This window comes from Maribacter sp. MAR_2009_72 (assembly GCF_007827235.1).
GTDB classification, from domain to species: domain Bacteria; phylum Bacteroidota; class Bacteroidia; order Flavobacteriales; family Flavobacteriaceae; genus Maribacter; species Maribacter sedimenticola.
The window spans coordinates 1318122-1330922 of the sequence record NZ_VISB01000001.1 but is presented as its reverse complement, the minus strand read 5'-3'; the positions used below and the strand labels follow the sequence as shown (position 1 = coordinate 1330922).

The following is a 12801-nucleotide window of genomic DNA, read 5'->3' as shown; positions in this document are numbered from 1 at the left end:
AATAAAAGAAGCATTTTTTATTTTAAGTCAACCAGCATAGTGCAGGATAGTCTTTTTCCTACAAATCGCTAGTTTTAACATTGACTGAAAAAACTACTAAAAACTTTTTATACTAAGGAACATGAAAAAAAAATTTACTTCGAATTTTTTGCCAAGAATTCTTGTTAGAGATTACAATTTTGTTGTAGTGACCATATTGGTTTTTACTTCATTGTTTGGTAACAAGATTATTGCCAGTGACACAGAAATGTCACATTCAGGGATTAAATCGAAAATTGACAACTTACAACCAACCCATCTGGCTGTCATACAACCTGTGGCCGATGGGTTATGGTCGAACCCTGGCATTTGGCCAGGAAACCAATTGCCTTCTCAAAATGACGATGTGATCATACCCGCAGGCAGAACAGTAACGCTTGTAGGAATATGTCGCGCAAAAACAGTTAGGGTCGATGGGACATTAAATGCCGTCAATTGGCAATCTGGAGGAGCCTGGATTGACTTGGAAACTCAGGGTATCACCATAGAAAATGGTGGATTGATGGAAATAGGTACGGAAGCTCAACCCTATTATGCAAACGAGGGTGGCCCTGAATTGGTAAGATGCCAAATTACATTACTTGGAAGTAAAGTGCAGAGCCCAGCTCCAAGCTATAAAGGAATCATGGTAAAAAATGGTGGTGCCTTGGAACTGCATGGAAAGGAAAAAATGAGCTGGACTAATTTGGGAGCTACTGCAAATGCCGGTACAAATCAAATTACATTGGTTGAGCCGGTAGATTGGGAAATTGGTGATGAAATAACATTGACTGCTACAGAATTGGTTAATGTAAATAATAGTGGTTGGGAGCGTGTGGATGAGGCAAAAATCACACAAATCAGTGTAGATAATAGAACACTAACACTGGAGCAAAATCTTAATTACAAACATATTGGTGACTCTATAGCCTACACAAGAGTCGAAGACGGAAAAACTTGGAATGTTAAAATACAGGGTGAAGTAGGACTGTTGTCACATTATATAAAAATCCAAGGAGATATGAGTGGCACAAACGAAGCAGATGGATTTGGTGGTCATATCATGATGATGAAAGGGTCGACGGCACATGTGGAAAATGTTGAATTGTATAAAATGGGTCAAAAGGGAGAAGTGGCTAGATATCCTTTTCACTGGCACCTCAATGAGGATGATGCGCAGGGTAGTTATCTGAAAAACAGCAGTGTGCATAAGTCGTTCAACAGGGCCGTAACTATTCATGGAACTGAATACGTCACAGTGGATGGCGTATTCGCTTATGATCATATAGGACATGGAATTTTCTTTGAAGATGGTACAGAGCGCTATAACACCATCAAAAACAATGTGGTATTATCTACTAGAAGACCACTCCCAGGAGAGGAGGTTACACCTTCAGACAATGAATTGAGGCAAGCTCAAAACCAAACACCGGCTTCCTATTGGATCACTAACCCTAATAACTATTTTGAGAATAATGTAGCTGCTGGTACAGATGGAACGGGGTTTTGGTTTGCTCTCCCAGAAGGCCCGATAGGATTAAGTGCTATCTTGCCACAATATAATGGGCAAAGCCCTTGGACAGAGCCATTAGGTAGTTTTGATGGATTTGTGGCTCATAACTGTAAGAATGGTTGGGACATATTTGATGGATTAACTACGGACCACTCTATTATTAGAAATAAAGGATGGAACGTCAATACCAATCAATATTTCAGGAATGGGATATTTTATGGTAATCATCAAGCCATTTATACAGGTATTGGGGGTGGAGCCATATCAGCTGAAAAATATGTTGTATTTCAAGATTGTATTTTTACGGACAATATCATTGTAACCATGTTAGCCTCGGACATCACATTGGAAAACTGTTTATTTAATGCTGATTCTGGCTTCGGGGTATTTACGGGTACCCGTTCATTTTACAGGTTTTATGATGGCCCAGGTAGGCACATCAATTGTCATTTTGAAACCTGGAACCAAGCTAATGCCTTAATGATTTCACCAGAAGGAAATGGAGGGGCCACAGAGAACTTTAACCCTACTTACCAAGGCATTACCAAAGGTTTTTCCGAACCTTTTTCATTTAGATATAATGATGAAAATCCTGCAAAGGAACGTGCTAGAAAAATGGGCCATTTTTTTAAAGACTTAGATGGATCCCTTACTGGAAGTCCCGGCACTATCGTCAGAGATATTCCTTTCTTGACCGATGGACATGAATATAGACACCCCTCATGGTACAAGGCTGCCCGTTCTGACTATAATTTTTCCGGGCTATGGATCCGGCAAATAAACGATGATACCGATATTTCAGTATCTCGTACCAAGCCGGGAACAGCAGATGCATGTTTTGTTGACAAGGGAAACGAACAAGATGCTGGAACATATAAGTTTCCACTTGTTGTTAATGAAGATTTTACCTATACATTTCATTTCAATAATACCCCAAGTAGCAACATTCATATGATTTGGGATTATGGTGATGATGGGGATTTAGCACTTGTAAAGCTTAAAAATTTTGGAAAGTTTACAAATTTCAGAATAGATGGTGCAGGTTTTACTTTTCCTAAGGTAACTTCACAAGCAGCTGTAGAATCTGCAACAGACTTTGCATATTATATAGAGCCAAATGGTGATGTATACATGAAACTTATAGATATTGGTGATGCTGGTAGAAGAGAGTTTTTCTTAAAATGGGATAATATTGGAAGCTATCAACCCCCTGTTCTGCCCTGTACAGTCAATGATTTTACTCCGGGAACTTCAACAACTGCTATAAATTTGCCGGGGAATTTTGAAGCTGAAGCTTTTGCCACTAAAACCGGTAGCGTAAACACCGAAAATACACCTGGTGGGGGAGGGAGTCAAAATCTAGGCTTCATCCTGAACGGGGATTATACAGAATACCTTGTGAATGCAGCTGCTGGAACCTATGATGTAGATATGTTGGCCTCAAGTGCTGGGTCGGGTGGGACAGTTGAAATCTATTCCGATAACGTCTTAAAAGGATCTGTAACTGTTCCAGTCAATGGTGCTTGGCACAATTATCAGGCATACAGTACCCAAATTAGTTTAGATGCTGGCTCCCAAACTCTAAAGTTGGTTTTTATTGGAGGAAGTGGTTACCTCTTTAACATAGATAGGTTGGAAACCACAGTGGCTACGAATCCTACAGGTGATAACGACGGAGATGGGCTTACACAAGCAGAAGAGTCCAATGTTTGTATGTCAGATAATGATGCTGGGGACTTTAGCTATGATTTTGTCAGTACAGATCAGGGATTCACGCAGGCCAACCACATTAGCGCCTGGGTAATAACAGCTCAGGAAGAATATCTCATGAGAGTAGACAATCTCATCGATCCTTACATTGTGAAAGAAGGCCTGAGCATAAATGCTAATGAAGTTTCGTCCATTGTGATAAGGGGAAAAACCCAGGTAACCGGCGGTCAGTTTCAACTATTCTGGACCACCGCTAGTAGCCCAAATTTCTCCGCAAACAAGATGATAGCATCAGGAACGGTTACTGGCAGCTATCAGGATTTCACTTTTAACGTTGGAACTCATCCAGAATGGCAGAATGAGACCATTACCAAATTAAGAATCGACCTTCCGACAGACCCATCAGGTTCTTTTCATACTTGGGTTGATCATGTTCGAGGTGCCGATTTTATTGAAAATGCATGTTCTACCAGTCTAAAAATTAATACTAGCCTTTTCAGTGAAGATAGTGAATATGTCCAGGATAATAATCAAATGGCTATTTACCCTAACCCTGTAAGTAATATTCTATCTATTTCTGGTACCTCGTCAGATATGGTTGTTGAAGTTTTTGATTTTTCCGGTGTATTTCAAATGAGAAAACAATTAGAAATAAATGAAAGTAAAATAGATGTTAGTTCGTTGGTACCAGGGCTTTACCTGCTTCGTATAATAAATTCCTCTAACCACGATGAGGTTAAGGTTTATAAATTACTTAAGAACTAGGAACACCAATGTGTTGTTTGAAATAACCATGATATCTTTTTGGAAATCAGAGATATAATTAATGCAACCTGCGTGGATTGTATTTTACGTAGGTTGCTTTTTTTATATTAATTGGTAAGAACTTGCATCAAATGATTAAACAATAATAGCAAGGTCGTGTAGCCTATTTTGGTTATACATTTTGTTTTCAAATCACTTTAAGGTTTGGAATGCAATGTTGAATTTTTCCTACTCCTATTTTTATGGCAACCATACAATAAAATATGGATAATTACCTTTGGGGCTCTAAATATACATTTTAATAATACTCACACTGGACCTTCAAGCTCTTGCTTAAAGGTTCTTGCAACAAATTGACATAGCACTTTATTTTTATTTATTAATTGTTCCACTAGGCCATTATGTCTTTGAAATAGATGAACTTAACCCAACATTTTTAGTAGAAGCTGTTCTCCTACAATTTTTCACCTGTTTACACTAATGCCTCTATATGCTGGGGTTTCACTACTAATCCTTTATACACCTCTGTGGCGTTACTCTTGGCATAGCTAGGTTCAACGGTTTTTTTCTTGGGTGCTGTTGTACGCTCTCATTTTGGATTTGTCATCTTTTCTAATTCAATTTTGACATTTAGCCCGCTCATATCTAACAGTCCAATCAAATTCATTAAGTCCAAAACAGGGGATACACTTGGAATCATCAAGCCGGTAAGCACAGGATAAGCTTTGCATATAAGAGTCATATACTTGAAGAAGAGTAATATATAAATATTAACTAACAACAAAAACTTATGAGAAACTTTTTTAAAGAAAAACTGAAGAGATTGGTTGTTCCCATCTTCATGTTGATCTGTTTTTTAACTTTTTCGCAAAGTGATAAAACAATAACAGGAACAATTTTAAGTGCCGACGGTCAACCTTTGCCTGGGGCAAATGTAATTCAAAAAGGTACAAGCAATGGGGTTCAATCAGATTTTGATGGCAATTATCAAATCCAATTGGTATCAGGGCCTAGTGTTTTGGTGTTTTCATATGTAGGATTTGCTGCCAAGGAAGAAATCGTTGGTACTAGGTCCTTAATCGATGTAGTATTGGATGAAGATGCCCAAAGCCTTGATGAGGTTGTGGTAGTCGGCTATGGTTCACAAAAGGAATCCAAGATAACCGGCGCCGTTGAGGTTGTAGGCGCAGAAGAACTGGAAGATGCGGTATTTAATACTGTTGACCAAATGCTTCAAGGTCGGGCAGCAGGTGTTCAAATTACAGCGGCTTCTGGTGAACCTGGTGCGGCTCCCCGTATTAGAATTCGGGGTAATACCTCACTCAATGCCAATAGTAATCCTCTTTGGGTAGTAGATGGTGTTCCGTTGAGCACAGCTCCAAATTTCAGTCCACAGGAAATAGAGAGCTTTGAAGTGCTCAAAGATGCAGCCTCTACGGCCATTTATGGCGCGCGTGGCGCTGCAGGAGTTATCTTGGTTAAAACAAAAAGAGGTAGGGAAGGCACTAAAATGCAGATACAAGGTTCGGCATTGACAACGATGACTTCCCTTGGTGGCGGCTATGATGTACTTTCAGGTAATGATTACGCCACCTACCGTAATGAGATAGCAACATTAAGGCAGGTTACCTTACCGTTTCCCAATGGGGCGGATCCTGATAATTTGTTAAATGTCAATTGGGTGGACCAAATTTTTAGATCTGGTCTAAGACAAGAATACAACCTATCGGCCACAGGTGGAGCTGAGAATGTTAGTTATTTTGTTACTGGCAACTATTTAGGTGAAGATGGTGTTTTACTCAATACCGATTTTGAGCGTATCTCTTTTAGGGGCAATTTAGATTTTAAAGGCTTTAACGATAAACTGCAGGTAAATGTAAGTACGAACATTACCAGATCTGAGAATAATGGTGGTATAGTTGGGAATGGTAGATTTAGAGGTGGTGAGGGTGGTGCATACTTTAATGCACTCAAAGCAGAACCACTGGTTCCGTCCCTTGATTTTTCAGGGTCAAATTCAACAGGCCTGATATTTACCAACCCTTTAATTGATGCAACCAAAGATTTCAGGAATCGAATCAATACCAATGTGTTGGCCTCAATCCAGACATCTTATAAAATTTTTGACAGCCTTACCTTTATCAATAGTATTTCGACCAATCTTCGTTATAACAATGACAACCGATTTGCGCCAAGTGAAGTTGCACGTGCAAGACTAGAAAATGGCCGTCTTGATCTTACTAGCGCTAGATGGGAAGATCTTGTGGTCACGAATTACTTAAGATATGAGAACACTTTTTCGGAAAAACACCAGCTAAGTGTTTTAGGTGGAGTGGAGTATAGCAAGTTTAACTTTTTTCTGCAAGAATCCGATGGAACCGACCTTTCCTTAACTGATTTAGGGGTTGATAATGTGTCTTTTGCCAATACTCAAAATATAGGCTCAACAAGGACACAATCCATATTGCAATCTGGGTTCGTACGTGCCGAATATAGTTTTGATGAAAAATATTTGATCAATGGTACCATTAGGGCAGATGGTTCATCGGTATTTGCTGAAAACAATAAATGGGGGTATTTTCCGTCTTTTGGTGTTGCTTGGAAGGCTATCAACGAGTCGTTTTTCGATGAACAAAACACATTTTCAGACTTAAGGCTTCGTGCCTCATGGGGGCAGGTAGGTGTGCAGGCCATATCCCCTTACAATTCGCTTAGCTCGTTTGGTTCAAGCGTCGGAGGCCCTGTTTTATCGGCTGTGGGAAATGTACGTACTTCCGGTATTCGCCCAGTGAGACTGCCCAATCCGAACCTAAAATGGGAAACTACTGAAACTCTCAATTTTGGTGTGGACGCAGGTTTTTTTAATAATAGGGTTGATTTAAGTGCTGACTTTTATGTTAAAACATCAACCGATTTACTCCAAACAATCGCTATACCATCCCAAACAGGTTTTACCAATGCCTTGGTAAATGTAGGGGATATTGAAAATAGGGGGCTTGAAATTAGTCTTACCGTAAGACCAGTTATTACGGATAATTTTTCTTGGACCTCGGCTTTTAACGGAACCTTTAACAAGTCAGAGGTTATAGACCTAGGTACTAATCCAAGGATTATAGCCGGCGGCACACATCTATATCAGCCAGGAGAGGAGTTTGGTGTATTTTTTGGAAGAAAAAATGCCGGTTTAATACAACAATCAGACTTTGATACTGAGGGGAACCCTACCTTTCCTACTATTGGGCCTGATAATTCACTTGGTCATATTAAATATCAAGATTTGGATGGCGATGGCACTATTGGCAATCCTGATCCTGAAACAAACTTTGACGCTGATGAAACCATTATTGGAAATCCAAACCCCGATTTTATTTTTGGGTGGAATAACGATTTTAGCTACAGGAATTTAACGCTCAATGTGTTTATACAAGGGTCTGTTGGTAACGATATTATGAACCAAACGGGGGGGTTATTGCACTCTGGTAATGCCTCTTATGACTTGGATGCACTTAACAACCAAACCGTTGACTATTTCAACAATAGGTTCATTCCGGGAGTCAATGAGCATAATGACCCTAGGTATCCTAGGAGTGGAACCAATGGTGTGCCCTTTGACGCACTACGAGGTGTTATAAGCGATGTTTGGATTGAAGATGGTAGTTACGTGAGGTTAAAGAACATTACGCTGAGATATCGTATACCCTTAAAGAATATTTCTCTAGAGACCTTTGTCACAGGTACCAACCTATTGACCATTACCAACTATTCTGGAATCGATCCTGATGTGAGCCAAAATGTTGTTGGTGGTGGCTTACGACAAGGTATAGACCTATCGCCTTACCCATTGGCAAAGCAATATAGTATAGGTGTGAATTTTAATTTTTAATTAACAAGAATCATGAAATACAATCTAAAATATTACATAAACGGATTACTATTATTAGTGAGTACGATAGTGTTGTTGAATAGTTGTGAATCTTTACAGGAAGATCCTCCATCTTTATTGACACCTGAGAGCGTAAATTCTGAAGAAACCATTGAATCCGCAGTGAACGGTCTATATGATGTATGGCAATCTAATGGTGCGGGAATGTTTGTTCGCTACATGCTTGCCGATGGACCATTGCCTTATACTAAATCTAGGTTACAAGGAGATTCTGGAGCCGGATGGACGCAGTATGCATGGAACCCGGCGACAAGTGGCTTTTTGGAAAGTATATGGAACAGTAGCTATACTTTGATTGGTGTAAGTAACTCTTTACTGGACCTTATCCCTGGAAAACTGGATAGCGATAAAGAAGAGGAACTATTGGCGGAAGCAAGATTCAATAGGGCAGATATGTACTTTTTATTGGTAAGAACTTATGGTGGGGTTCCTTTACACCTAGAGACTACAACAGATATCCCTTTAGATGGAACAAGTCTACCGAGGAGCTCAGAGGAAGAAGTATATGCTGCTATTGTTGAGGACTTAATTTTTGCTGAGAGCCGTTTACCTGCAACAAGGCCTGCACAGGAAAATAGCAGACCAACTGCAGGAGCTGCCAAAGCTTTGTTAGGTAAAGTATATCTGCAAATGGCAGGTTTGAACGAGCAAGGCTTGTTATCTACAGGTGATGATGGATACGCTTTAGCAGAGGCCAAGTTACTTGAAGTGGTTAACTCTGGTAACTACGCCTTACAACCTAATATACAAGATGTTTTTGATGTAAATAACGAATGGAATTCAGAGATTATACACGGCTATTCAGTAATTCGCGATAATATTGCTACTGCTACTTTAGTCCCATGGGGATATGGACCTCCTAACAGCCCATTTAATGGTGGTTTAAATTCCTTTGTACAATTTGGCTACTTACAAACTTACTACGATTCATTTGATGAAAATGATGCGAGAAGGGATTGGTTGGCATTTGAATACATCGATAGAAACGGTGATTTGATTACGTATAATACTCCAAACGAGGGTATTGATTTAGGGTTTGTGAGTTCTTACACCGATGATGAAACGGGTATGTCCTTGATAAAATATATTGATCCTGATGGGGGAAATGGACCGCTTATTCATGAAAATGATTATGTCTTTATTCGCTATGCGGATGTTTTGCTCATGTTGGCAGAGGCCCAGGTCAAGTCGGGAAAAGATGGCCTTGCCCTACAAAATGTTAACGAAATACGAAGTCGTGCAGGGATAGCCAATCTTGATAGTGTTACTTTAGACGATATCAAACAGGAAAGGCGATGGGAACTTGCAATGGAATACCAAGGATATTATGACCTCCAGCGTTGGGGTGATGTCAAGGAGGCATTTGATGCAAGCCCAGCAGTAAACGCTGCGGGTACTGTTTGGCACGATGGCTTAATACGAATGCCGCTTCATGCCAATACATTAAGCGCAAATGCTAATTTAACCCAAAATCCAGGATATTAAATTTTTTACTTGAGTTTGATTAATTAAAGAGGGCGGTATACTATACCGTCCTTTTTATTTGATAAAATTGAAATTCACATACACTCCTAGGATAGTTAAGAAACTAGAAACATTATAAAGTAGTAAAATAGTACAATTAATAAAATAACATGTGATAAATTTTTAAATCCGCAAAGATTTGTAAAAAAAAATATTAACAATAACAGCATGGTACAGGATACCCTTCGTTAAAAAATCTTTTAATATTGAAACAGAATTTAAAGAAATATTAACTAACAACTGAAATTTATGAGAACCATTTTCAAACAAAAATTTAAAAAATTGGTTGTTCCTATTTTAATGCTGACCTGTTTTTTGACCTACTCTCAGAGTGGAAAAACAGTGACCGGAACAATCACCGATGCTGACGGAGAACCGTTGCCTGGGGCAAATGTAGTTCAAAAAGGGACAACTAATGGTGTACAATCTGATTTTGACGGAAATTATGAAATTCAATTGATTAGTGGGACTAATGTTTTGGTTTTTTCCTATGTTGGTTTTAGTGCTAAAGAGGAAGCAGTTGGCGCAAGAAACTCAATTGATGTAACACTTCAAGAAGATGCTCAAAACCTTGATGAAGTCGTGGTAATAGGTTACGGTAACCAAAAGAAATCGGATATAACTGGAGCAGTTGCTTCGGTTGGTAGTGAAGAATTGGAAAAAGCCGTTTTTAACAGTGTTGACCAAGTACTTCAGGGAAGAAGTAGCGGAGTATTGGTTACATCTGCATCAGGAGAACCAGGAGCATCAGCCAGTATTAGAATTAGGGGAAACAACTCCATATCCGGAGATAATTCTCCCTTATATGTTATTGACGGTATTCCAATCAGTGGGTCACCAAATTTCAATCCACAGGAGATAGAAAACCTAGAAGTCTTGAAAGATGCTTCTGCAACAGCAATTTATGGTTCCAGGGGAGCAAACGGAGTTATATTGATTACAACAAAGAGAGGTAAAACTGGGGAAACTTCTTTTGATTTATATTCTAACGTAAGTTTTTCAACAGTAGAAACTCCCTATGAAGTTTTGAAAGGACGGGATTATGCAGAGTATAGAAATGAGGCAAACGCAGCTCTTGGAAACACTTTGCCTTTTATCAATCCCGAGCAGTTTGAGGGGCAAGGATTCGATTGGGTTGAGGAAATAGTAAGAACTGGAATACGTCAAGAATATGGGTTAAATATTTCAGGGGGTGGAGAAAACGCACGTTTTTTTATTTCAGGAAATATGTTGAACGATGAAGGTGTGATAAAAAATTCACAATTCAAGAGGGGAAGTGTAAGGGCAAATCTAGATTTGGATGCTTGGGACGATAAGCTAAATTTGAAATTCAGTTTGAACGGTACCCAAACCCAGAACTTTAGGTCAGTTACTGATAGCAGAGCATTTCCTAATGGGGCAGGACCTATTTTTAATGCGCTTTTTGCTGAACCAATAGTGCCCTCTTTAGATTTTTCCGGTTTTACTGGTGAAGGCATACAATTTGTTAATCCCTATTTAGAAGTGGCCGAACAGGATGATAGGGATTTTTTGACAAACATACTGGGTAATGTTGAGGCTACCCTGAAAATAACCGACAACTTGTCCTATACATTTAATGGAGGGCTAAACTTTAGGCTAAGAACTAGAGATATTTTTACGCCATCAACTGTAGCAGGTGGTTTATTGTCAAATGCCGTCGGTTCCTCAGGAAATAGTAGGGCATATGACTATATTGTAAGCAACTATTTGACCTATACAGACCAATTTGGGGAAGATCATGAATTCTCTGCAACCTTAGGGGCGGAGTTCAGTGAGTTCAACAATTATGGTACCTCATTAAATGTAAATGATTTTGATATACAATTATTGGGGTTTGATAACTTTGGAGTTGCCACCGGAATACCAGTTGTAGGCTCCAATCGTTCTCAAAGTATTCTACAATCCGGTTTTGCAAGGTTCAATTATTCCTTTAAAAATAAATACCTGCTTACGGCTACTGTGCGCGCTGATGGTTCCTCACGTTTTGCAGAAAATGAAAAGTGGGGTTATTTTCCCTCGGCAGCTGTGGGATGGAGGATATCAGAAGAGGATTTTTTGAAGGATAATGCAACCCTTTCCAATTTAAAATTACGTGCTTCTTGGGGGGAAACCGGTAGTCAGGCCATAGCCCCCTATCAGTCGCTTTCGAGATATGGTACATCAGTTTATTCTATTGGAAACTCCGCCGGTTTAGCATACATACCGCAAAGCGTTGCCAACCCGAACCTTAAATGGGAAACCACGGAACAAACCAATGTTGGACTTGATTTGGGTCTATTTAAAAACCGAATTAATTTAACCGCTGATTATTTTGTAAAAACTACAAAAGACCTGCTACAGAGCATTCAAATTCCCTCACAGTCAGGTTTTGGAGGTGCATTGGTCAATTTTGGGAGTATAGAGAACAAGGGTATTGAACTAAATCTCGATGCATTGTTGGTCAATTCTAAAGATTTTCAATGGAACAGCTCTTTTAATTACACTTCATATAAGACCGAAATATTGGAGTTGGGCGGTGCCGAGGAAATTTTTGGTCCTGGCATGGGTGTAAATGTGTATGGCAGCGGACACATTTACAGACCGGGAGAAGAATTTGGCCGATTCTTTGGATTGAATGCCATTGGCCTGATTCAGGAAAGTGACTTTGATGGAGATGGTAACCCTACCTTTCCGGTCTTTAGAAACGACATCCAACTGGGGCATTGGAAATTTGAAGATGTTGATGGTGATGGGGTTATTACTAATGAAGATAGAAAAGTTATAGGGAATCCAAATCCAGATTTCTTATTTGGATGGAACAATGACTTTACTTATAAAAACTTGACCTTGAACGTTTTTGTTCAAGGATCTATCGGCAATGATTTGTACAATCCAGTACGAACGACTTTAAGTTCTGGTTTATTTGGCAACGAATCTTACAGAAATCAATCTGTTGAGTGGTATGAAAACCGTTGGACACCAGAAAACCAAACCAACGACATTAGGTTCCCATCAATAAATTCAATTATTCCTACAGTGGCTAATTATATGGTTGAAGACGGAAGTTACATTAGGTTGAGGAACATATCATTGAGATACAATGTTCCCTTGCCTGATAAAATAGGAATATCCGATCTTCAGGTCTTTGCGACTGGAACAAATTTGATCACCATAACAGACTATAGCGGTTTTGATCCAGAGGTAAATTCTTTGGACGCTGATACCCTAAGAGCTAGTAATGGTGGTTTAGCACCTGGAGTGGATCTGGCTGCCTATCCAAGACCTAAAACATTCACTTTTGGTGTTAATCTATCATTTTAAAATTTTA

The 12801-nt window shown here is 39.3% G+C and carries 4 protein-coding genes; all 4 read left to right on the top strand.

Going from position 1 to position 12801, the window contains the following annotated elements; all coding sequences use genetic code 11:
- Positions 1 to 121 precede the first annotated feature (121 nt).
- The 4 genes from JM81_RS05565 (at position 122) to JM81_RS05550 (ending at position 12794) form a co-directional block, all read left to right on the top strand.
- A complete protein-coding gene (locus JM81_RS05565; protein WP_144801244.1) occupies positions 122 to 4006 on the top strand; it encodes a carbohydrate-binding protein in 3885 nt (1294 codons plus the stop codon).
- A 790-nt stretch (positions 4007 to 4796) separates the two neighbouring features.
- On the top strand, positions 4797 to 7889 hold the full coding sequence (locus tag JM81_RS05560; RefSeq protein WP_144801242.1) for a SusC/RagA family TonB-linked outer membrane protein: 3093 nt from the start codon (positions 4797 to 4799) through the stop codon (positions 7887 to 7889).
- Between the two features lie 12 nt (positions 7890 to 7901).
- Positions 7902 to 9434, top strand: coding sequence for a RagB/SusD family nutrient uptake outer membrane protein (locus JM81_RS05555; protein WP_144801240.1), 1533 nt, complete (start codon positions 7902 to 7904; stop codon positions 9432 to 9434).
- Positions 9435 to 9722: 288 nt separating this feature from the next.
- A complete protein-coding gene (locus tag JM81_RS05550; RefSeq protein ID WP_144801238.1) occupies positions 9723 to 12794 on the top strand; it encodes a SusC/RagA family TonB-linked outer membrane protein in 3072 nt (1023 codons plus the stop codon).
- Positions 12795 to 12801: the final 7 nt, after the last annotated feature.

Excerpts from the sequence above, each read along its gene's own strand:
- JM81_RS05555 (WP_144801240.1), top strand. The coding sequence starts at position 7,902 with ATGAAATACAATCTAAAATATTACATAAACGGATTACTATTATTAGTG.
- JM81_RS05550 (WP_144801238.1), top strand. The coding sequence starts at position 9,723 with ATGAGAACCATTTTCAAACAAAAATTTAAAAAATTGGTTGTTCCTATT.
- JM81_RS05560 (WP_144801242.1), top strand. The coding sequence starts at position 4,797 with ATGAGAAACTTTTTTAAAGAAAAACTGAAGAGATTGGTTGTTCCCATC.
- JM81_RS05565 (WP_144801244.1), top strand. The coding sequence starts at position 122 with ATGAAAAAAAAATTTACTTCGAATTTTTTGCCAAGAATTCTTGTTAGA.